Source organism: Micromonospora antibiotica, from assembly GCF_017599305.1.
In the GTDB taxonomy this organism is placed as follows: domain Bacteria; phylum Actinomycetota; class Actinomycetes; order Mycobacteriales; family Micromonosporaceae; genus Micromonospora; species Micromonospora antibiotica.
In genome coordinates this window covers 16,310-37,863 of the sequence record NZ_JAGFWR010000038.1, presented here as the reverse complement: position 1 = coordinate 37,863, position 21,554 = coordinate 16,310, and the positions used below count along the sequence as shown (strand labels likewise).

19 protein-coding genes, 2 tRNA genes, 1 other RNA gene and 1 pseudogene are annotated in these 21,554 nt (G+C 73.0%); 12 read left to right on the top strand and 11 right to left on the bottom strand.

Annotation, left to right across the window (positions count from 1 at the left end):
- Positions 1–230: 230 nt before the first annotated feature.
- The 4 genes from recR to ffs all read right to left on the bottom strand — a co-directional run bounded on the left by recR (position 231) and on the right by ffs (position 4,160).
- The gene (gene recR, locus JQN83_RS31690) at positions 231–824 is read right to left on the bottom strand and encodes a recombination mediator RecR (protein ID WP_208570826.1); all 594 of its coding nucleotides are present in this window, start codon (positions 822–824) and stop codon (positions 231–233) included.
- A 7-nt stretch (positions 825–831) separates the two neighbouring features.
- Positions 832–1,140 (bottom strand): YbaB/EbfC family nucleoid-associated protein, encoded by a 309-nt coding sequence (locus JQN83_RS31685; RefSeq protein WP_244253610.1) that lies wholly within the window; start codon positions 1,138–1,140, stop codon positions 832–834.
- 108 nt (positions 1,141–1,248) lie between these two features.
- Positions 1,249–3,963, bottom strand: a complete 2,715-nt coding sequence (locus tag JQN83_RS31680; protein WP_208570824.1) for a DNA polymerase III subunit gamma and tau — start codon at positions 3,961–3,963, stop codon at positions 1,249–1,251.
- A 107-nt stretch (positions 3,964–4,070) separates the two neighbouring features.
- Positions 4,071–4,160: signal recognition particle sRNA small type (gene ffs / locus JQN83_RS31675), an RNA gene on the bottom strand.
- A gap of 82 nt (positions 4,161–4,242) precedes the next feature.
- Between ffs and JQN83_RS31670 the strand changes: the two genes are divergently transcribed.
- The 6 genes from JQN83_RS31670 to JQN83_RS31645 all read left to right on the top strand — a co-directional run bounded on the left by JQN83_RS31670 (position 4,243) and on the right by JQN83_RS31645 (position 9,446).
- Positions 4,243–4,327: transfer RNA gene (locus JQN83_RS31670), tRNA-Ser, on the top strand.
- Between the two features lie 207 nt (positions 4,328–4,534).
- Complete coding sequence (locus JQN83_RS31665) at positions 4,535–5,230, top strand: alpha/beta hydrolase (protein WP_208570823.1); 696 nt, start codon at positions 4,535–4,537, stop codon at positions 5,228–5,230.
- Between the two features lie 59 nt (positions 5,231–5,289).
- A complete protein-coding gene (locus tag JQN83_RS31660; protein WP_088646531.1) occupies positions 5,290–5,496 on the top strand; it encodes a helix-turn-helix transcriptional regulator in 207 nt (68 codons plus the stop codon).
- Between the two features lie 141 nt (positions 5,497–5,637).
- Positions 5,638–6,252 carry a hypothetical protein gene (locus JQN83_RS31655; RefSeq protein WP_208570822.1) on the top strand — a complete coding sequence of 205 codons (615 nt, stop codon included), beginning with the start codon at positions 5,638–5,640 and terminating at the stop codon, positions 6,250–6,252.
- A 32-nt stretch (positions 6,253–6,284) separates the two neighbouring features.
- Entirely contained in the window at positions 6,285–6,779 is a 495-nt protein-coding gene (locus JQN83_RS31650) for a hypothetical protein (protein WP_372444192.1), read from the top strand.
- A 90-nt stretch (positions 6,780–6,869) separates the two neighbouring features.
- The gene (locus tag JQN83_RS31645; protein WP_208570820.1) at positions 6,870–9,446 is read left to right on the top strand and encodes a hypothetical protein; all 2,577 of its coding nucleotides are present in this window, start codon (positions 6,870–6,872) and stop codon (positions 9,444–9,446) included.
- A 105-nt stretch (positions 9,447–9,551) separates the two neighbouring features.
- Here JQN83_RS31645 and JQN83_RS31640 read toward each other — a convergent pair.
- Positions 9,552–9,638 (bottom strand) — tRNA-Ser (locus JQN83_RS31640).
- 75 nt (positions 9,639–9,713) lie between these two features.
- Here JQN83_RS31640 and deoD point away from each other — a divergent pair.
- On the top strand, positions 9,714–10,424 hold the full coding sequence (deoD, locus tag JQN83_RS31635; RefSeq protein WP_208570819.1) for a purine-nucleoside phosphorylase: 711 nt from the start codon (positions 9,714–9,716) through the stop codon (positions 10,422–10,424).
- A 111-nt stretch (positions 10,425–10,535) separates the two neighbouring features.
- On the opposite strand, the gene JQN83_RS31630 is transcribed toward deoD, so the two are convergent.
- From JQN83_RS31630 to JQN83_RS31615, 4 genes are all read right to left on the bottom strand, one after another.
- Positions 10,536–11,057, bottom strand: coding sequence for a nucleoside deaminase (locus JQN83_RS31630; RefSeq protein WP_208570827.1), 522 nt, complete (start codon positions 11,055–11,057; stop codon positions 10,536–10,538).
- A gap of 88 nt (positions 11,058–11,145) precedes the next feature.
- On the bottom strand, positions 11,146–11,676 hold the full coding sequence (locus JQN83_RS31625) for a tRNA adenosine deaminase-associated protein (RefSeq protein WP_208570818.1): 531 nt from the start codon (positions 11,674–11,676) through the stop codon (positions 11,146–11,148).
- 115 nt (positions 11,677–11,791) lie between these two features.
- Positions 11,792–11,959: a hypothetical protein gene (locus JQN83_RS31620; RefSeq protein WP_208570817.1), complete on the bottom strand. Its 168-nt coding sequence runs from the start codon at positions 11,957–11,959 to the stop codon at positions 11,792–11,794.
- Between the two features lie 73 nt (positions 11,960–12,032).
- Positions 12,033–12,410, bottom strand: coding sequence for a hypothetical protein (locus JQN83_RS31615; RefSeq protein WP_208570816.1), 378 nt, complete (start codon positions 12,408–12,410; stop codon positions 12,033–12,035).
- 165 nt (positions 12,411–12,575) lie between these two features.
- Here JQN83_RS31615 and JQN83_RS31610 point away from each other — a divergent pair, with 165 nt between their 5' ends.
- From JQN83_RS31610 to JQN83_RS31600, 3 genes are all read left to right on the top strand, one after another.
- Positions 12,576–13,346, top strand: coding sequence for a M23 family metallopeptidase (locus JQN83_RS31610; RefSeq protein WP_208570815.1), 771 nt, complete (start codon positions 12,576–12,578; stop codon positions 13,344–13,346).
- 163 nt (positions 13,347–13,509) lie between these two features.
- Complete coding sequence (locus tag JQN83_RS31605; protein ID WP_208570814.1) at positions 13,510–16,455, top strand: glycosyl hydrolase; 2,946 nt, start codon at positions 13,510–13,512, stop codon at positions 16,453–16,455.
- Between the two features lie 74 nt (positions 16,456–16,529).
- Positions 16,530–17,600: a PHP domain-containing protein gene (locus JQN83_RS31600; RefSeq protein ID WP_208570813.1), complete on the top strand. Its 1,071-nt coding sequence runs from the start codon at positions 16,530–16,532 to the stop codon at positions 17,598–17,600.
- Here the strand turns inward: JQN83_RS31600 and JQN83_RS34470 are convergent.
- Positions 17,483–17,728 (bottom strand): annotated as a pseudogene (locus tag JQN83_RS34470) (hypothetical protein); the annotation flags it as partial. The gene JQN83_RS31600 and the pseudogene JQN83_RS34470 sit on opposite strands and share 118 nt — an antisense overlap.
- On the opposite strand from JQN83_RS34470, the gene JQN83_RS31595 reads away from it, so the two are divergent.
- On the top strand, positions 17,674–18,285 hold the full coding sequence (locus tag JQN83_RS31595; protein WP_443674028.1) for a Uma2 family endonuclease: 612 nt from the start codon (positions 17,674–17,676) through the stop codon (positions 18,283–18,285). The pseudogene JQN83_RS34470 and the gene JQN83_RS31595 sit on opposite strands and share 55 nt — an antisense overlap.
- Positions 18,286–18,365: 80 nt before the next feature.
- Positions 18,366–20,036 carry a DUF885 domain-containing protein gene (locus JQN83_RS31590; RefSeq protein ID WP_208570811.1) on the top strand — a complete coding sequence of 557 codons (1,671 nt, stop codon included), beginning with the start codon at positions 18,366–18,368 and terminating at the stop codon, positions 20,034–20,036.
- A gap of 269 nt (positions 20,037–20,305) precedes the next feature.
- Here JQN83_RS31590 and pgfA read toward each other — a convergent pair whose 3' ends face one another.
- Positions 20,306–21,475, bottom strand: coding sequence for a cell envelope lipid trafficking protein PgfA (gene pgfA / locus JQN83_RS31585; protein WP_208570810.1), 1,170 nt, complete (start codon positions 21,473–21,475; stop codon positions 20,306–20,308).
- Between the last annotated feature and the right edge of the window lie 79 nt (positions 21,476–21,554).

Here is a 21,554-nt window from a genome sequence, read left to right as displayed (position 1 = left end):
CCAAGGCCGCCCAGACCGTCCAGGTCTCCGCCTACCCCGACCACTACGCCCAGTGGGAAACCCAGGCCGCCGACCTCGTCGCCCACCACTGGAACAGCTGACCCGCAGCAAACCCGCACGACAACGATGGCCGGCACCCCGCCCGGGGTGCCGGCCATCGGCATGTCCACCGTGTCGCCGTGGTGCCTGCCCTGGGGACCACGAACCGCCTCGGCACCGGAGACCGGGCGTCAGACCGCGCGGCGGCCCTCGAAGGCCCGGCCCAGGGTGATCTCGTCGGCGTACTCCAGGTCGCCGCCGACCGGCAGGCCGCTGGCGAGGCGGGTGACCGCGATCCCCATCGGCTTGACCATCAGCGCCAGGTACGTCGCGGTCGCCTCACCCTCGGTGTTCGGGTCGGTGGCGAGGATCAGCTCACGGATCGTCCCCGCGCTGAGCCGGGTCATCAGCTCACGGATCCGCAGGTTGTCCGGGCCGATCCCCTCCAGCGGATTGATCGCCCCGCCGAGCACGTGGTAGCGGCCCCGGAACTCACCGGTCCGCTCGATCGCCACCACGTCCTTCGGTTCCTCGACCACGCAGATCACCTCGTCGGTGCGGCGCGGGTCGCGGCAGATGCGGCACTGCTCCGACTCGGCGACGTTGAAGCAGGTGGTGCAGAACCGGACCAGGTCCTTGACCTTGCGCAACGCCCCGGCCAGCCGGGTGACGTCGGCCGGGTCCGCCGACAGGACGTGGAACGCGATCCGCTGGGCGCTCTTCGGGCCGACGCCCGGCAGCCGCCCCAACTCGTCGATCAGGTCCTGGATGGCACCCTCGTACATCGGCGGGTCAGAATCCGGGCAGGCCGAGGCCGCCCATGCCGCCGGCCACCGGACCCATCTTCTGGTCGGTCAGCTCCTTGGCCGCCTCGGCGGCGTTGTGCAGGGCCGCGACGACCAGGTCCTCCAGGGTCTCGACGTCCTCCGGGTCGACCGCCTTCGGGTCGATCCTGATGCCCTTGACCTCACCGGAGCCGGAGACGGTCGCGGTGACCAGCCCACCACCGGCGGTGCCGGTCACCTCGGCCTCGGCCAACTCGGCCTGTGCTTTGGCGATCTGCTGCTGCATCTTCTGCGCCTGCTTCAGCATCTGCTGCATGTTCGGCTGTCCACCTGGGCGCACGGATGGCTCCTTCTCGCACTCGTCTGCTCGGCCGCGCCCAGCCTAGTCGGGGGCGACCGGTGGTCCGGTCCGGGGAACGGCGCGTCAGCGCGCGTCCACCTCGTCGATCTTCTCGGCACCGAACGCCTCACGGAGCAACTGCACCGCCTGCTCCTCACTCGACTGCCGGGCGGTCCGCTCGTCGATCACCTCGTCCAGCGGTTCGTCACCCGGGTCGAACCCCTCGTAGGCGGGAGTGGCCCGGGTCGCGCCCGCCGGTGCCCCACCGGCACGGACCGGACCGTCGTAGTCCGGGTCGTACGGCGGCTCGCCCGCCCACTCCGCGTCGGCGGTCCTGCGTCCCGCCGGGGCGGCCCGAGGTCCCTTACCCGCCGCAGCCGCCCGCGCCGCCGCGATCGCGCTGCTCACCGGCGCACCGGTGGCCCCGGCCGTCGCCGGCGGCGGTGTCGGCGGCGGACCGGCCGGTCTGGGTACGGCGGGCGCAGCGGGCACCGCCGGGGCGGCTGCCGTCGCGGTCGCCGTCGCCCCACCGGGGCGGGCCGGTTCGGGCCACTCGTCGGATGCGGCGCTGGCGGACCCGCCGGGGCGGGCCGGTTCGGGCCAGCCCTCGTCGTCGCCCCCACCGACCGCGTCGGCCGGGGTGGCTGCGCTGCCCGCCCTGCCCACCTGGTCGGGCGGCCCACCCGGTGACCGTGCCGCACCGCCGCCAGCCGCACCGTTTCGGGCGGTGTTACCAGGCGAACCGCCCGGTGCGGTGGGGCCGGACGAGCCGGTGGACCCGGCCGGGTTGCCGCCGGACGGGCCGGCCGGGTTGCCGCCGGACGGGCCGGCCAGGGTGCCGCCGGACGGGCCGGCCAGGGTGCCGCTGGACGGGCTGGACGAAGCCCCGCTGACCGGCCCGGCCGGTGCGGTGGGTGGGGCGGGTGCCGGTCGGGGCGGGGCGGCAGCAGGGCGGGACGGAGCGCCGGACGACGCGCCACCCCGTTCACCGGCCACCTCGCAGCGGATCTGCCACCGACCGCCGAACTCCTCGTACAGCGCTTCGAGGAGGAGGTCCGGCTCGGCGGAGAGAGCCTGGGCGTGGAACGGGTACCGGAACGTGAGCAGGAGGGACTGCCCGTCGACCTCCCGGACGGTCGCCTCCCGCGCCCAGGCGGCCACCTTCTTGCTCTTCCGGCCGACCTTACCGACCACGTCCGGCCACACCCGGCGTACCGCGACGGCGTCGAGGGCACCAGGTGTCGCAGCACCCGGACGCGGCGGCTCGGGGGTGGCCGGGTCGGGCATGACGGCCGAGGGCGGCACCCGACGGGCCGCCGGGTCGGGGTCACCGACGCCCGGGCCACCGGCCGTCGGGGTGGAGCCGTCAGTCGCGGGCCCGCCGACAGTGGGGACGGAGTCGTCCCGAGGCGGGCCGGTGGGGGTGGGCGGGGTGGGCCCGCTGGGCCGGGAAGCGGCCGACGCGGCAGCGGCGCGGGCGGCAGCTGCCCCGGACAGCGCATCGGCAGCCGCCGGGCCGGCGGTCTGCGGGTCGGACGCGGCGGCAGCCGCGCCCGGGGCGGGAGGCTCCTGGCGTACCGCAGGAGGGGGGGTGGGGGGTGCGGAGCCGGCGGGGGCCGGCGGCAGCTCCCCGCCACCCAGGGTGAGCCGGCGCTCCATCCGTTCGAGGCGCTGGAGAAGGGCGCCGGTGGCGTCGTCGACGCCGGGGAGCAGCATCCGGGCGCAGATCAGCTCCAGCAGCAGCCGGGGCGCGGTGGTGCCGCGCATGTCGACCAGACCGTTGTGCACGATGTCGGCGCACCGGGACAGGGTCGCCGGGCCGAGCCGCTGGGCCTGGGCGGCCATCCGCTCGATCTGGTCGGCCGGGCCGTCGATCAGGCCCTTGCCGGCGGCGTCCGGCACCTGCTGGAGCACGATCAGGTCGCGCAGCCGTTCGAGCAGGTCGGAGGCGAACCGGCGCGAATCGTGGCCGGCCTCGGCCACCCGGTCGACGGTGGCGTACGCGGCCGCGCCGTCCCCGGCGGCCAACGCGTCGCACATCTCGTCGATCAACGCGGCGTCGGTGACGCCGAGCAGCGCGGCGGCCCGGGGATAGGTGACCCCCTCCGGGCCGGCGCCCGCGATGAGCTGGTCGAGCACGGAGAGGCTGTCCCGGGCGCTGCCACCACCGGCGCGCACCACCAGCGGGAAGACCGCCGGGTCGACCGTGACGCCCTCGGCCTGGGTGAGCTGCTCCAGGTACGGCCGGAGCACCTTCGGCGGGATCAGCCGGAACGGATAGTGGTGGGTCCGCGACTTGATCGTGCCGAGGACCTTCTCCGGCTCGGTCGTGGCGAAGATGAACTTGACGTACTCCGGGGGCTCCTCGACCAGCTTGAGCAGGGCGTTGAAGCCGGCCGACGAGACCATGTGCGCCTCGTCGATGACATAGATCTTGAAGCGGCTCTGGGCCGGCGCGAAGAACGCCTTCTCCCGCAGCTCGCGGGCGTCGTCGACACCACCGTGGCTGGCCGCGTCGATCTCGATGACGTCGATCGAGCCGGAGCCGTCGACGGCCAGCGACCGGCACGACGCACACTGCCCACACGGCTCCGGGGTCGGACCCTGCTCGCAGTTGAGCGAACGGGCCAGGATCCGGGCGCTGGAGGTCTTGCCGCAGCCCCGGGGACCGGAGAACAGGTAGGCGTGGTTGAGCCGCCCGCTGCGCAGCGCCTGCGACAACGGCTCGGTGACGTGCTCCTGGCCGATGACCTCGGCGAAGGTGCGCGGCCGGTACTTGCGGTAGAGCGCCAGCGTCACTCGCCCCGCCTCCTCTCGACCGAGCCATTCTGCGCCGGTCGGGCGCGGGTGACCACCCACCACCCCGGGACCCGACCCGCAGGTACGGTACCGGTGGGCGGAGACAAAAAGGCCTCCCGTGCACCCGGCAGAGCTCGCTTATCCTTGCTGCCTTCCGGCCCTGGGGAGGTTCACGAGATACCGCCGCACGGGAGGTAACGCCCACCCTACCCGACCCCTCGTGGATCTTCGGGGGGTGGTGGGGTGGCCCGGCCGGCGGAGACCTGTATCCTGGCTCGCGGAGGATTCGCCTAGAGGCCTAGGGCGCACGCTTGGAAAGCGTGTTGGGATAAAACCCTCACGAGTTCGAATCTCGTATCCTCCGCTCTTCTGAGCAGCACCAACGCGAGGGTCGGCCCCGATCGGGAGCCGACCCTTCGTCGTTTCCTCCGATGCCCGGCCGAGCGCTCGCTGCCAGCGCCCGATCCCGCCGCGCTATGCCCGTGGCAGAACGGGTGTACCGCACCCCGCCCGGCTCTCTAGGGTCGCCGCAGGTGGGCCGGTAAGCGGGCCGCCCGGTGAGGAGGCAGCGATGCGGATCGTCTTCGTGCACGGGGCGTGCGTACGCGACGGGGCGTGGTGGTGGTCCCGGGTCGACGCGCTGCTCGCGGCCGGCGGGACGGCGAGCGTCGCGGTACGCCTACCGAGCTGCGGCGAACTGCCGGACGCAAGCCGACCGGCGAGGCTGGACGACGACGTCGAGGAAACCCGTCGGGTGCTGCGCGACGCCGGGCCGGCGATCGTCGTCGCCCATTCCTACGGTGGGGTGGTCGCCACTGCGGCGGCCGACGCCGGGGACGTCCGGCACCTCGTCTACGTCAGTTCGTTCCTGCCCGACGTGGGTGAGTTCCTGGCCGATCTCGGGCCCGCCGGACCCGCGCCCCACCTGGAGTTCTTCCCCGACGGCACGTTCGCGGCCCGGCCCGAGCTGGTCCCGCCGCTGTTCCTGCACGACTGTGACCCGGCGGCGGTGGAGGGCGCCATGGCCCGGCTGGTCCGGCAGGACGCCGCCGTGCTCACCACCCCGGCCCGGTACGCGGGCTGGCGGTCGACCCCGTCGACGGCGGTGGTGTGCGCCGGGGACCGGGCCACCCCGCCGGAGGTGCAGCGCGCCCAGGCGGCTCGGGCGGGGCGGACGGTGGAGCTAACGACCGGGCACCATCCGATGCTCTCCCACCCGGAACTGCTCGTCGGCCTGCTGTGGGAGATCGCCGCCGAACACGACTGACGACGTATGCGCGGGACGCCAGAGGGGTCTGAGCGGTGCGTGTCCCTTACGGTCGAACGGTGAAGCGACCGCGCTTGTACGGACCGGGCGAACTGGCCGCCCTGTTCAACGTGTCGCGGCAACGGGTCCTACAGATCACCCGCCGACCCGGCTTCCCCGAACCACTCGCCCGCCTGATCGGCACCACGGTCTGGGACGCGGACGAGGTGGACGAGTGGGCACGCCACCACCGCCCGCCCCGCCCACCTGCGGAAGACGACGAGTAGCCGCCCGGCCCGTCGGGCAGGGCAGCAGCAACACCGGCATGCCTCCCACCGCGAACCCCGGTACGGTGCGGGCACTCGCGGCGGCCCCGGATCCGTCGTACACATGTGCTATCCACAGGGTGTGGACGGCGGGGGGATCGGATGAGTTACGAGCTCAGCGCGGTCGTCGCGGATGTCGAGCTGCTGCGGGAGCAGACCGCCGACCTGGATCACGCGGTGCTGGCGGCGCTGCGGCAGGATTTCGCGCTGCTGCCGGTGACCCCGCAGTTGGTCGAGGAGCTGACCGGTGCACTGCCGGATTTCCACCCTGAGGAACCCACCGCCGAGCAGCCGTTCGAGCTGGTGATCTCGCCGGCTCTGGGTGGGCTGTTGGACCGCTGGTCGCGGCGGGGGCCGGTGGCCTACCTGGAGGCGGAGTTCGCCGGGGGACTCGGTCGGCAGGCGTCGGCGGTGTGGCTCGGTGGCCGGTTGAGCTGGGGTCCCCGCTTCGACTCGACCTTCACACTGCCGCGCGGGGAGTGGCCGATCAACGCGGCGCTGGCCCGGCTCGGTGTGGAGCCCGGCCGGTGGCTCGACCCGTTCGCCGAGCTGGGCCTGCACCTGGAACGGCACACCGCCGGCTGGTTGGCGCACGGCCGGCGCGGGCTGACCGCCGACTACTGGGACGAGCTGGCCGAGGAATGGGAAGAGCAGCAATTCCCGGCTGACCAGCAACCTGAACGCCCCGGTCCCGTTGGGGACTGGGGGATTCCATGAAATTGCGACAATTTGCCGTGCTTGCGGTGTTACTGGTGGCTGCCTCGGCGTCGGGCAGCGGCACCCATCCGTCGGGGCCCGACATTCCGGCCCGGCCGATGGGCGCGAGCCAGGTGGTCGGGCTGCACGGCCTGGCCGGGGCCGAGTTCGGTGCCAGCGAGACCGAGCTGACCCGACGCGGGGTGCTGCGCGCCGACGCCGACGCCTGCGGCATGACGCTGGCCGGGCACGGCACGGCCAGCCCGATCTTCGTCGACGACCGGCTGGTGCTGCTCTGGCTCGACGACCCGATGAGCACCCCGGAGGGGATCACCGTCGGCACTCCCGTCGCCGAGGTGTTGAGCCGCTACCCGTCGTCCGTCCGGCTGCACTCGCCACCACGGACGTACCGCTTCGACGGGCTGCTGGCCCGCGACGGCGACCGGGGCTACCTCTTCCTGCACGACGGCACGGCCGTCCGGGAGATCATCGCCGGGTACGCCGACTGGGCCCGCCGCCTCTTCGACGAGGGTCACAGCCCCTGCTGAACTCCGACCGCGACGTGGATTGTCCGCGACCGGCCCCGATGAGAACATCTCCTGGCCACGCGGTCGGCGTCGGCAGCACACGGGGGACCGATGTCACGTACCGTCCTGTCCCGCCCGGTGATCCGGGCCGGGAAGTCACTGCCACGCCTCGCGCTGGCCGCCCTGCTCGTCCCGGCCCTGGCCGTCGGCCCGATCGCCGCAGGTGACGGGGCACCGATCCCGGCTGCGGCGGTCGGTACGTCAGACAGCGGGGCGACCCACCCGCCGGCACCCGCCACATCGGACCTTCCGTCGCCGGCCCCCACGGGCCGGGAGACGCTGGCCGCCGGATCCGGCCGGAACACACCGGCCCGGGACGTGCCGTTTCCCGCAGCGGAGCAGATCCCGCCGCACCTGGCGACGACCCCGGCCCCCGGTACGCAGGCCGCCGGGCTGAGCACCGGACAGCCACGTACCCGGTCCACCACCATTGTCCGGCCGGCCAAGCCGCCCCGCTCCCGCTGCGGCGGCGGTCTGCCCCTCGGCAGGGTCGTCACCTGCACCGCGATCGTCGACCAGGCGCAGGACGTCTGGACCGTCACCACCACCGCCGACGACGACCTGCTGCTGATCCAGCTCGGGCGGGGCTCCGGGCCGGACTTCGTCGGCGGCCGGGTCACCGATGCCACCGGTCGCGAGCTGTGCCGGCTCGGCGTGGACGCGAACCGCTGCGTGGTCGGTGCCGCCGGGGCGTACCGGATCACCCTGCGGTTGCCGTACTCGACCGGGCGGGGCGACTACACGATCGCGGCCGAGTCGACGCGTACCCCGTCGAGCTGCGGGCAGTTGCCGGCGGACCTGTTCGACTTCGGGTCGCCCGGAAGCACGGTGACGTTGCCGGCCGGAGCGGCGGCCCGGTGTCACCTGTTCGACCAGCCGCGCGGCGCGCTGCTGCGGTTCGCCGACCCGGGCGGTCCGCGCGACATCCGGGGGCTGATCCTCGACGGGCAGTTCGGAACGCTCTGCGAGTTGAGCTACGGCGGCGGTGACTGCCGGCTCGAACAGCCGGGCCCCTACCGGCTGCTGAGCTGGGAGCAGTACGGCAAGGAGGGCACCCACCTGGTCACGGCCCGGCGGCTGTCCGACCCAGCGGGCTGCCAGAGCCTGCCGCTCGCCCCGTACGGCGACCCGGGCAGCGCCGTGAACAGTGGCGTCACCCCGGCCGGCGAGACGACCTGCCACACCTTCGGCACCGACGCGGCCCGGCCGCTGCTCGTCCGCGCCGTCAGCCTCGACGCCACCAGCTTCGACTGGCAGGTGCTGGATGCCACGGGCGCTCAGGTCTGCGCCCGGGAGGGCATCCCGGTCTGCACCGTGCCGGCCGCCGGCCGGTACACCCTGCTGGTCAGCAGTCCCCTCTACGCCGACCGGCCCCACCGGTACGAGGTGGCGCTGAACCCGCTCGACCGGGCCGACGGATGCGCGCCGAACACCGGCTACGCCCCCTGGGACCAACCGGCCCTCCAGGTACACCAGGTCGCCCGGGTACAGACCAACTGCCATCCCTTCACCGGCCGGGCAGGTGAACGGGTCATCGTGTCCGGCGCACGCTGGACGATGGACAGCGGCGGCGAACGGATCTGCACTGAGCCTTCCGACCAGGTCGGCTGCGTGCTCCCGGCCGACGGCGACTACCGGGTGATCTCGTACCGGGAGTGGACCGGGAACACCCCCGAGACGTACCCGCTGGCCATCAGGCGGATCTCCGACCCGGTGGGCTGCCCCACGGTCCGGCCCGGCAGCTACGGCACGGCACCCACCGGCGCCCCGGCCCCGGTGGCGTGCCGGATCCTGGACGTCCCGGCCGCCGGGGTCTACCGGGTGACCGCCCTGGACAGCAACAACGTGACCGCGTTCGCCCGGGTCCTCGACACCGCCGGCCGAACGGTCTGCGCCCAGGTCCGCTGCCCGCTGCCCGCCGGCCCGCACACCCTGCTGGCCAGCAGAGACGCCACCAGCACCACCGAGTTCGCGGTGTCCCTGCTGCCGCTGCGGCCGACCGGGTGCACACCCGTCTCCGACGCCGGCTGGGCCGACGCGCCGCACCGAGGCCGGATCGACACCTCCGGCCAGATCGACTGCCTGGTCCTGCCCACCCCGTCCGGGGCGTCGATCGCCACGCTGCTGCCTGTCGACGCCGCGCTGAACGTCGACATCGTGGACGCGGACGGCGAGGCGGAGTGCAGCCTCTGGTGGTACACCTGGCACGGCTGCGTACTGGACGGCCCGGCACCGCACTCGGCGCTGCTCACCGGGCACACCTTCGTGACGCAGCTGGCGTACACGGTGGGCTTCGCCCGGACCGACGCGCCGGCCTGCCCGACGCTGCCCCGGGACACCACGGACACCACCGTGACCACCGGCCCGGACCGCCTCGCGGCCTGCTTCACCGTCCCGGCCGACCAGCACGCCGCCCGGCAGACCCTCACCTGGGCGCGCACCGCCGGCACAGGCCGGGCCAGGCTGACCGTCTTTGACGGGACGGGCCGGTCGACGTGCGGGACGGACCGCGCCGCCCAGGGCACCGTCACCTGCGCGCTGCCTCCCGGCCCGGTCACCGTGCTGCTGGACACCGACGGCAACACCGCCACCTACCGGCTGAGCCACCGGAACGCCGGCACCTCCTGACCCGGTCGCGGGCCAGCCCCGACCAGGGGCCGGCCCGGCCCGGCAAACGCGGAACGCCCGGTGCGATCCTCACGGATCGCACCGGGCGTTCTCGCTGTTCACGAGCGGTGGCGGCGGGATTTGAACCCGCGGAGGGCGTAAACCCTCACACGCTTTCGAGGCGTGCTCCTTAGGCCACTCGGACACGCCACCGCCGACGAGGGTACAGGAACCCGGGTTCGGATGCCGCACCGGTATCGCTCCGGCCGGCCTGGCAGGATCTTTGCCATGAGTACGCACATCGGCGCGAAGCCGGGCGAGATCGCCGAGCGGGTCCTGATGCCGGGCGACCCGCTGCGGGCCAAGTGGATCGCGGAGACCTACCTCGAGGACGCCACGTGCTACTCGACGGTGCGGGGCATGTTGGGCTTCACCGGGCGGTGGAACGGCGTCGAGGTCTCCGTCCAGGGGTCCGGCATGGGGATGCCGTCCGCCTCCATCTACGCCCACGAGCTGATCAACGAGTACGGCGCGAAGACCCTGATCCGGGTCGGCTCCTGCGGTGCGCTCACCGAGGACCTGCAACTGCGGGACGTGATCGCGGCGATCGGGTCGTCGACGGACTCGAACATGAACCGGATGCGCTTCGACGGGTTGATCGACTACGCCCCGGTCGCCGACTTCGGGCTGCTGCGTACCTCGGTCGAGGTGGCCGAGCGGCGCGGCATCACCATGCACGTCGGGCCGATCCTCGCCGCCGACGCCTTCTACACCGACCGGCCGGACCTGTACGACACCCTCGCCGACTACGGCGTGCTGGCGGTGGAGATGGAGTCGGCCGCCCTCTACACGATCGCCGCCCGGTTCAAGGCCCGCGCCCTGACCCTGCTGACGGTCAGCGACCACATCAAGACCGGCGCGAAGACCACCGCGCAGGAGCGCGAGCAGACCTTCGGCCAGATGGTCGAGATCGCCCTGGACACCGCCGTCGCCTCCTGACCGACGATCCCCCGGGCCCCGGGATGACGGCTCGCCAGAGGGCCGATGTCGCGGTGTCGTCAGGGCGCGGACACCGCGACGTCGGCCCCGTCGGCCCAACCCGACACGGGGTCAGCGGAAGAAGGCGCGCAGGACGGCGGCGTTCTCGGCGGCCAGGACGCCGGAGTAGACCTCGGGGCGGTGGTTGAGGCGGCGGTCGCGCAGGACGTCCCACAGCGACCCGGCGGCACCGGTCTTGGGCTCCCAGGCGCCGAAGACGACGGTCGAGATCCGGGCCAGCACCAGTGCGCCCGCGCACATCGTGCACGGCTCCAGGGTGACCACCAGCGTGCAGTCGTCGAGCCGCCACCGGCCCAACCGTGCGGCGGCCCGGCGCAACGCCAGCACCTCGGCGTGCGCGGTCGGGTCGCCGGTCAGCTCCCGTTCGTTGCGGCCGACGGCCAGCTCGGTGCCGTCCGGGCCGTAGACCACCGCCCCCACCGGCACGTCCACCCCGGCCGACTCCCCGGCACCGGGCCCACCAGGCGCACCAAGCGCACCAAGCGCACCAAGCGCACCAGGATCGGGCCCGCCGGAGCTGCTGGCGGGAAGGGGTGCCGGGCCGGTGGTGGCGATCTCCAGCGCGCGGCGCATCCACCGCTCGTGCCGCTGCCGGTGGCCGGCGGGACCGGGGTCGATCAGCGACGCCGGATCGTCGGCGTCGGGTGGCTGCGCGGGTCGGTCAGACCTCACGCAGCTCCTCGACCTCGTCGGCGCAGCCGAGTACCTGGCAGACCTCGGCGGTCACGTCGGCGGGGAGCATGCCCTCGTGGGCGCAGAGCTTGAGCAGACGTTGGGCGGAGATGCCCAGGTCGGCGAGGATGTCGGCGTCACCGACCGGGTCCGCTTCGGGGTCCACGACCGGTTGTTCGCTCTCCTCGTCGCCGCTGGTGGTGGCCGACGGCGGTTCGTCGACGTCGTCGAGGCCGGTGACCGAGGTCTTGAGGTCGCCGACGAGCAACGCGCCGAGGCGGGACTCCTCCGCGTACGCCGAGTCGGAGCCGAAGACCCGCAGGTCCTCCCCCTCGTCGAGGCGCAGCAGCACCAGGTACGCGTCGTCGGCCTCGACGAAGAGCAGCGACACGTCGGCGTCCGGTTCGACGTCGCGCAGCCGGTCGGCGACCTCGTCGATGTCGGTGGCACCCCGCAGGTTCACCTCGGCGGCGTTCCAGCCGCCCTCTTCGCGCACCACGGCAGCAGCGAAGTACGACATGGTTCCCCCAAAAAAGACCTCGGCACAGCCGACCGTTACGCGTGCACGTTAACCGGTCGGGTCGGCAGCCGGCCGGTCAACGCCCCGAAGGGCGGGCCGATCCGGGAAAAGTTCGTCAGCCGGCGACGCGGCGACGGGTGGCGATGAGTTGGCGTAGCCGCTCGGTGCGTTCCCGCTGCGGCCGTTCCCGCTGGCGTACCGCGCGGGCTCCCGCCAGCTCGGCGAGAATCTGGAGGCGGCGGCGGCTCCGCTCGGTGTCGAGCCGCGGGGTGTTCCAGGCCATACCGAAGAGCGTCCTCAGTCACAGCGGGTACGTCAAGATGGTGCGGCAAACGAAGCCGCGCAACGACGCAGAGTCACCACATCGGCCAGTCCGCGCTCGTCGCCCACCGCACCACGACGATCCCGAAGGCGATGCTCCAGCCGCCTGCGGTGACGATCGCGACGCCGGTGCCGACACCCCGGTCGCCGTAGCGGACCAGGGCCAGCGCGGCGAGCCAGGCGAGCGCACCGGCGATCACCGTCCACCAGGCGTAGCTGGCGACGTCCCGGCCGAGCAGGCCGAAGAGCACCAGCCAGGCGGCGGCCAGCGCGCCGCCCGAGGCCACGGCGGCGCCGGTGACCGGGTGCGGTTCCCGCCAGGTCGGTCGTCGGGGCGGCCCGGAGGGAAACAGACCCGAGGCGGCGTACGGGACGTGACCCCCGACGGGGCCGGGCTGGTGGTTCGTCGTCACTGCGCTCCCCCTGGCGGCCGGGACGGATCCCGCAGCATCCGGCCCCGGGGCTGCCGGCCGTAACGGGCCGGCCGCCCGCGTCGGGGAGCCGACGGGTGGCCACCCTGTCGGCCGGGTGCTGCTGGCGGTGCGACCTCCACGGTAGCCGTCTGTCAGGATGTCCGAATGTCCCTGCTGCGGCCCGACCGACGTCGCACCCGTCCGGCGTACCCCGTGCTGCTGGTCATGGTGGCGGTGCTGGCCGGGTGCGGGACGGACCAGCCGGCCGCACCCCCGGTCTGGGACGCTCCGACGGCGGTGGCGACGGGCGACCAGCCGGCGACCCCGACGGGTCCGGCCGGTGCCCCCTCGGGCACCGCCGGCCCGTCCGCGTCTCCGTCGGCCACGCCGGACCCGGCGGCCCTGCGCCGGGTCTTTCCGGTACGTGCGGGCAACGTCGCCTACCACCCGACGCACTCGGGTTACCCGGGCACCGACATCTTCGCCGACTGCGGTGAGCCGGTGGTGGCGGTGACCGACGGGACGGTCCTGGAGGTGAGCCGGGTGGACCGGTTCGACAAGAAGGGGCCGTTGGGGCCGTACAACGGTGGCCTGTCGGTGTCGTTGCTGGGCGACGACGGGGTGCGGTACTACGGGTCGCACCTGAGCAGGATCAGCGCGGGGATCGAGGCGGGGGTCCGGGTGTCCGCCGGCCGGCAGCTCGGTGAGGTGGGCCGGACGGGGAACGCGAACAACGTCTGTCACCTGCACTTCGGGTTGTCGCCGAAGTGCACCGGGCACGACGACTGGTGGATCCGCCGGGGTGTGGTGTGGCCGGCGAAGTACCTGGACTCCTGGCGGGGCAAGGGCAACCGGTCGCCGGTGGCGGCGGTGACCGCGTGGGAACGTGAGCACGGTTGCCCCCGCGCGCCGCGTGGCTCGTCCGGGGCGGGCTGACCAGCGTCGACGGTCGCGTCATCGGTCGTACGCATTGACGTGGGTATTACTCGTCGGTTAACGTCCCGAGGTGAGAGAGCGCTCTCTCGAATCACTAACCTCCCGAATTCCGACGTACCGCGTGCAGGTGGTCGTTCCGGCGACCCCGCGCGGAGGAGGCACGATGACACCTCCCGTCCCCCGGCGCCGCGCCCCCTGGGTGCTCGCCGCCACCACCGCGCTGACCGTCCTCGTCGGCGGCCTCACCCTCACCACCGCCGGCACCCCCGCCGAGGCCGCCACCGTCGGCGCCGGCAGCTACACCACCGACCCGGTCGGCCCGCTGCCCACCGGCTGCGGCACCCTGTCCACCAACCCCCGCCAGTTCGCCACCGCCAACGCCCCCGCCGGGCCGGTGCCCACCAACGACTGGTGGTCGTCGCTGCTGTGGAAGAAGACGAACTGCTCCTACAGCGAACCGCTGCACGCCCACCCGGTGTCCTACCAACCGTTCAGCGACGGGCTCGGCTTCTCGGCTCCGTCGACCGCCACCGTCAGCGGCACCGCGACCGGGGTGGGCGAGTTCAAGTACACCTACACCGAGGACATCCGGGTCGGCGTGGCCGCGCTCGGCGCACCGGTGGTCAAGGTCGACGACTGGTCCGACTGGACGGTCACCCCGTACTGGAGTGACGGGTCGCGGACCCTGCGCGCCACCATCGGCCACGGGCTGCCGTTCGCCTACTTCCAGGCCAGCGGCGGCGACGCCCAGATCAACCCGACCGGCGGCGCGGCCACCGTCTGGTCCAACAGCGGCGCCACCATCGGCTTCACCGTCCGGGGCCACGACTACGTCGGGTACGCCCCGACCGGAGCGACCTGGACCGTCGCCAACGGACGGATCAGCTCCACCCTGGCCGGCAAGGGTTACTTCTCGATCGCCCTGCTGCCGCCCACCGCCGACGCCACCGCCCGCGCCACCCTCGCCACCAGCTACGGCCGGTACGCCCACGCGCACGTCACCGGCACCCGGGTCGGCTACACCTACGACCCGGCGACCAGCGCGGTGAACACCACGTACTCGTTCACCACCACCGCCCGGGAGGGCACCGCCACCCAGACCGTGGTCAGCCTCTACCCGCACCAGTGGAAGGCGCTCACCGGCAGCACCCCGCTCACCCAGACCTACCCGTCGGCGCGCGGCCGGATGAAGGTGCTGACCGGGGTGGCCTCCTTCCGCACCACGATGACGTTCCACGGCGTCCTGCCCGAGGTGCCCGCCGTGGCCACCGGCTCCGGCACCGACCTGGCCCAGCTCAAGGAGCAGCTCGCCGCCGTCCGGGGCAACCCGATGGACCAGCGCGGCGGCGACACCTACTGGACCGGCAAGGGCCTCGGCCGGGCCGCCCGGATCGCCGAGATCGCCGACCAGGTCGGCGACACCGAGACCCGCAACGCGGCGCTGGCCGCCATCCGCAGCACCCTGACCGACTGGTTCACCGCCACCCCGGGCAAGACCGCCAAGGTCTTCTACTACGACCGCAACTGGGGCACCCTGATCGGCTACCCGGCGTCGTACGGGTCCGACCAGGAACTCAACGACCACCACTTCCACTACGGGTACTTCATCGCGGCGGCGGCGACGCTCGCCAAGTACGACCCGACGTGGGCCACCCAGAACCAGTACGGCGGCATGGTCGACCTGCTCATCCGGGACGCCAACAACTACCAGCGCTCCGACACCCGTTTCCCCTACCTGCGGGACTTCGACATCTACGCCGGGCACGACTGGGCCGCCGGGCACGGCTCGTTCAACGCCGGCAACAACCAGGAGTCCTCGTCCGAGGGGATGAACTTCGCCAACGCCCTCATCCAGTGGGGGCAGGCCACCGGCAACACGGCCGTCCGGGACGCGGGCGTGTTCATCTACACCACCCAGGCCGCCGCCATCCAGGAGTACTGGTTCGACGTCGACGACGAGAACTACCCGGCCGCGTTCGGGCACTCCACCGTCGGCATGGTCTGGGGCGACGGCGGGGCGTACGCGACCTGGTTCAGCGCCGAACCGGAGATGATCCAGGGCATCAACATGCTCCCCGTCACCGGCGGGCACCTCTACCTCGGCTACCGGCCGGCCTACAACCGGACCAACTACGCCGAACTGGTCCGCAACAACGGCGGCGAACCCACCGTGTGGCAGGACATCCACTGGCAGTTCCTCGCCCTCGGTGACCCGGACGCGGCACTGGCCAAGCTGCGCGCCAACCCCGGCTACACCCCGGAGGAGGGCGAGAGCCGGGCACACACCTTCCACTGGATCCGCAACCTCGCCGCGCTCGGCCAGGTCGACACCACGGTCACCGCCAGCCACCCGCTGGCCGCCGTGTTCAGCCGCAACGGCGCACGCACCTATGTGGCCAGCAACATCACCGCCGCACCGCTGACCGTACGGTTCTCCGACGGGACCAGTCTCACCGTGGCCGCCGGGAAGACCGCCACCACCGGGGCGTACACCTGGAGTGGTGGCAACGCGGCCGGCGGCACCAACCCGAGCCCGACGCCGACCACCTCCCCGACGACGTCGCCCACCCCGACGCCCACCCCGACCGGGCCGTCGCCGACCCCGACCAGCCCGACCCCGCCGCCGACCACCCCGCCGCCCGGCTCGCCGACCCGGTTCCTGCTGCCCGGTGGCGGGCTCGGCTCCGCCGGCAACGCGGCGACGACCACCATCGCCGGCAGCGGGGGCGCCAACCACGACGGCACCCCCAGCAACCCGGTGGTGTTCACCGCGACCCGGCTCAACCTCGCCTACACCGGGGGCCAGACCGGGTTCGACCTGTTCCTCGACGCCGGCCAGTCGGTCGGCAACGGGGTGCAGGCCCGGGTCTCCTACGACCTGACCGGGGACGGCACCTTCGACCGGGTGGAGACCTACCGGTACTTCGCCACCGACCCGGTGCCCGGCTACGAGCACTACACGCAGAACGCCGGCCTGCACTCGGCCACCGGCACGCTGGGCAACCTCGCCGGCGGCACGGTCAAGGTGGAGGTGTGGTCGGCGATCGGCGTCAACCCGTCCACCCTCGGCACCGGCAACCAGTCGGTGGTGAAGCTGCCGTACTCCTGATCCGGTCCCGTTGTCCACACCCCGCGCCGCCGGTCGTCCCCCGACCGGCGGCGCGGGCGCGTAGGTTGCCATCCATGAGCGCCAGAGACCCCGTCACCGACCTGCGTCGGATCGCGTTCCTACTGGAACGGGCCAACGAGGCCACCTACCGGGTACGCGCGTTCCGCAGCGCGGCGACCGCCCTGGCCGCGCTGCCGGCGGCGGAGTTGGCCGAGCGGAACCGGGCCGGAACCCTCACCGACCTGCCCGGGGTCGGCGACGTCACCGCCCGCTGCGTCACCGAGTCGTTGGCCGGCGAGGAACCGGTCTACCTGCGCCGGCTGGTCGCCACCGAGGGCGTCGACCTCGACGAGGCGGCCGGTGCGTTGCGGGCCGCGCTGCGCGGCGACTGCCACACCCACTCGGACTGGTCCGACGGCGGGTCACCGATCGAGGAGATGGCGCTCGCCGCCGTCGAACTCGGCCACGAGTACGTGGTGCTGACCGACCACTCGCCCCGGCTCACGGTGGCCCGGGGCCTCACCGCCGACCGGCTGCGCCGGCAACTCGACCACGTGGCGGCGGTCAACGCGGCGCTGCCCGAGGGGTTCCGCATCCTCACCGGGATCGAGGTGGACATCCTCGCCGACGGCACCCTCGACCAGGACGAGGAGCTGCTGGCCCGGCTCGACGTGGTGGTCGGCTCGGTGCACAGCGGGCTACGCGACGAGCGGGCCCGGATGACCCGCCGGATGCTCACCGCGATCGCCAACCCGCACCTGGACATCCTCGGCCACTGCACCGGGCGGATGGTGTCGTCCCGGCCCGCCGGGGTGACCGGGCCGGGTGACAAGGGGCATCGGGCGCGGACCCGCGCCGAGAGCGACTTCGACGCGGACGCGGTCTTCGCCGCCTGCGCCGAACACGACGTGGCCGTGGAGATCAACTCCCGGCCGGAGCGGCAGGACCCACCGAAGCGGCTGATCCGCCGCGCCCTGGAGGCCGGCTGCCGGTTCGCCATCGACACCGACGCGCACGCCCCCGGGCAGCTCGACTGGCAGCGGTACGGCTGCGAACGGGCGGCGTTGTGCGGCGTACCCGCCGACCGGGTGGTCAACACCTGGCCGGCGGACCACCTGCTCGACTGGGCCCGTAGCCGCGCCTGACCCGGCACCCCACCGCGAGCCCGCCGGGCCGCGCCAGGAACCCCGACGGCCCCGCCTCGTTGATCGACCGGAGGTGGCGTGGTTGAGATCGTCGACGGGCAGTACGGGACCGGTGCCGCAGCTGGCCGGTGGTTGGACCGTACGGCGGGCGGAGCGGCACCTGCCGGTCGGCGCGCTGGCCGGCACCCGGCACGAGTGCGTCGACGGCCGGCTGGTGGTGACCCCGTTCCCGCCGGCCGTCGAGAGTGTCGCCACGGCCACCCTGGCCAGCGCCTTCGTCCCGGCGGCCGAGGCGACGGGGCGGCACGTGCTCGGCCGGGTCAACCTGACCTTCACCGCGTCGTGCTGGATCCAGCCGGACGTCACCGTCCTGCACACCCTGCCGGCCGGCGACGAGCAGGAACGCTGGGTGCCGGCGACCCTGTGCACGATGGCGGTGGAGTTCGTCCGGCGCGGCACCCGACGCGACCCGGTCGACCGGTTACGCCGGTGCGCGGCCGCCGGGGTGCCCTGGTTTCTCCGGGTGGAGCTGGACCGGCGGCCCCACCGGATGACCGCGACCCTGCTCCGCCGGGACGACGGCGGCTACCCGGTCGTCGGCCGGGCGGTCGGCCACCAGCGGCTGCGTACCCGGTTGCCCTTCCCGATCGACTTCGCTCCGGCCCGCCTGCTGCCCCGCCCCTGACCGGCGCTCGCCGCAACCCGACAGCCGGGTCCGGCAAACGCGCTCGACAACCGGACCCGCTGGTCACGTAGGGTCGCAGCGTGGGACGAATCGATGACCTCGCGAACCGGTACGTGGCTGACTGGGCGCCACTGAGCCCGACCGGTGCCACCTATGTCGGCATCGCCGGCTATGACGACCAACTCGACGACCTCTCGCCCGCAGGCTACGAGGCACGGGCCGAGCTGACCCGGCGCACCCTCGCCGACCTGGACGTGACCGAGCCGGAGTCCGAGGCGGAACGGACCGCCAAGGAGGCGATGCAGGAGCGCCTGGGGCTGGAGCTGGCCCGGCACGACGCGGGTGAGATCACCAGCGAGGTGAACGTCATCGCCAGTGGCCTGCACGAGATCCGGATGGTCTTCGACCTGATGCCCACCGAGGGTGAGCAGGGCCGGGCCGCCGTCGCCGCGCGGCTCAACCGCTTCGCCGCCACGTTGGAGGGTTACAAGACCACGCTGCGTGAGGCCGCCGCCGCCGGGCGGGTCAGCTCCAAGGTGCAGCTGACCGAGGTGGCCAAGCAGTGCGACATCTGGACCGACCCGCACGGCGACAACTTCTTCCACGGGCTGGTGCAGCGGCTGGACGCCGACGGCACGCTCGGTGCCGAGCTGCGCCGGGGCGCTGCGGCGGCAACCGCGGCCACCGTCGAGTTCGGCCAGTTCCTGCGCACCGAGCTGGTCCCGCGCGGGCGGGACAAGCAGGCCGCCGGCCGGGAACGCTACGAGCTGGCCTCGCAGTACTTCCTCGGCGCGAAGGTCGACCTGGACGAGACGTACGCCTGGGGTTTCGCGGAGCTGGCCCGGTTGGAGGCCGAGATGCGGACGGTGTCCGGCCGGATCGCCGGCCCGGGCGCGACCATCGACGAGGCGGTGGCCGTGCTGGACGCCGACCCGGCCCGGACCATCCAGGGCAAGGAGGCGTTCCGGGACTGGATGCAGGCGCTGGCCGACAAGGCGATCGGTGAGCTGCACGGCACCCACTTCGACATCCCCGAGCAGGTCCGTCGGATCGAGTGCTGCCTCGCCCCGACCAGCGACGGGGCGATCTACTACACCGGGCCGAGCGAGGACTTCTCCCGCCCGGGGCGGATGTGGTGGGCGGTGCCGCAGGGCGTCACCGACTTCTCCACCTGGCGCGAGGTGACCACGGTCTACCACGAGGGTGTTCCCGGGCACCACCTCCAGGTCGCGCAGACCGCCGTCCGGGCGGAGCTGCTCAACCGCTGGCAGCGGCTGCTGTGCTGGGTCTCCGGCCACGGCGAGGGCTGGGCGCTCTACTCGGAGCGGCTGATGGACGAGCTGGGCTACCTGGAAGACCCGGGCGACAAGCTCGGCATGCTCGACGGGCAGGCGTTCCGGGCGGCCCGGGTGATCATCGACATCGGGATGCACCTGGAGCTGGAGATCCCCCGGGACAACCCGTTCGGATTCCACCCGGGCGAGCGGTGGACGCCGGAGCTGGGCTGGGAGTTCATGCGTTCGCACTGCCGGGTGCCGGAGGAGAACCTCCGCTTCGAGCTGAACCGCTACCTGGGCTGGCCGGGGCAGGCACCGTCGTACAAGGTGGGCGAGCGGATCTGGCTCCAGGCCCGGGAGGACGCGAAGGCCCGCAAGGGTGCCGACTTCGACCTCAAGGAGTTCCACCGGCAGGCGCTCGACCTGGGCGCGCTCGGGCTCGATCCGCTGCGCCGGGCGCTGGCCCGCCTCTGAACTGCGCACACCGGGCGCTGGCCGGCGTCTGAAGTGCGCGCACCGGGCGCTGGCCGGCGTCGAACCGCGCCGCCGGCCAGGTGGGGACGCCCAGCGGGTGAGACGGATGGTCGGGGGCGGGCGAGGACCCGCCCCCGACGCACCGTGGGGGTGGAGTAAGGCTCAGGAGCGGCTCGACGCCAGCGCCGGTCGGGCGGTCAGCGTGTCGGAGTCGGCGAGACCCGGCGGGCGGGCCGGAAACCCGACCCGCCCGCCGACCGGTGATCAGCTCAGTGCTTGCCGACCTCGTCCTCGGCCCGCCAGTTCGTCGACGCGGGTGGGATCTCGTCGCTGAGCGGGCCACCCTGGCGCACCGCAGCCGGCTGCTCGACCCGGGTCGACGCGTCCCGCACCGACCCCCCGGTCGGGGCCCCGTCCGGCCGACGCCGCGCCTCGGCCACCGGCGCGCGCCGCCCGGACACCATCAGCCAGAGCCCCAGCAGCAGCAGAACGGCACCCAGGGCGGCCAGCCCGATCGGCAGGGTACGACCGATCAGCTGGAGCTTGTCCCGGGTCACGCCGGCCGACTTCACGCTGTTGGCGATGGTGGCCTCGTCATAGACGAAGTCCGCGTCCAGCAGGGTCACCGGGCTGCCCTGGTTGGGCACGAAGTTCTTGCGCTGCTGCTCGCGTACCTTGACGAAGTTGCCGCTGACCGGCTCGATCCAGATCGTCCGGGTGTTGCTGTAGGTGACCTTTCCGGTGGTCGCGCCCGGGGCCAGCGCACCGGCCAGCGCGGTCAGCGAGCCCGCCGGGGTGACCAGGTCGGTCTCCGGGATCTGCTGCACGTACCGGTACGCCTCGGTGCCGTTGATCTGCTCGGTGCCGTCGAAGGCGATCGGCAGCCCCTTGCGCAGGTCCCGGTCGAAGAAGGTGTGGTCCCTGCGCTCGGCACGGAACGGGAACTTGTAGGTCTGCCCGGCGAAGGTCACCGAGTCGTCGGTGCCGCCCGGACCGTCGGTGTCCAGGTACTGCTTGTCCCAGTCCCGGGCGGCGGCGCTCACCCGGTCCAGGGCGAACTCGGCCGCGTACTTACTGACGTCCGAGCCGTTGTCGGTGCGTACGACGGTGCCGTAGACGTCCCAGACGACCGCCTCGCCCCGCAGGTCACCGGTCATCTCCTTCTCGGTCGTCGCCGCCTGCGGCACCACCTCGGTGGTGGCCTTGAGCTGACCGGTCTGGATCGTCGGCTTCCCGTTGAGCACCTGCATGTAGGTGGCGTTCTCGGCGATCGCGACGCTCGCCCGCAGGCAACCGTCCGGCTTGCCGTCCGCGTTGCAGAACGTCAGGTCGTACGGCAGCTTCGTCACCGACGGCGCCACGTAGTACGCGGTGCCCGCGGCGACCACGAGCGACAGCACGCCGATGCCGAACAGCGCGGCACCCAGGCGAGTCTTCACTGGTCCTCCCCTAACAAAGACGGTCAGCCGGTTACCGGCGGAAGATCGAAGATGTAAAACTTGGCCGCACGTTACTCCC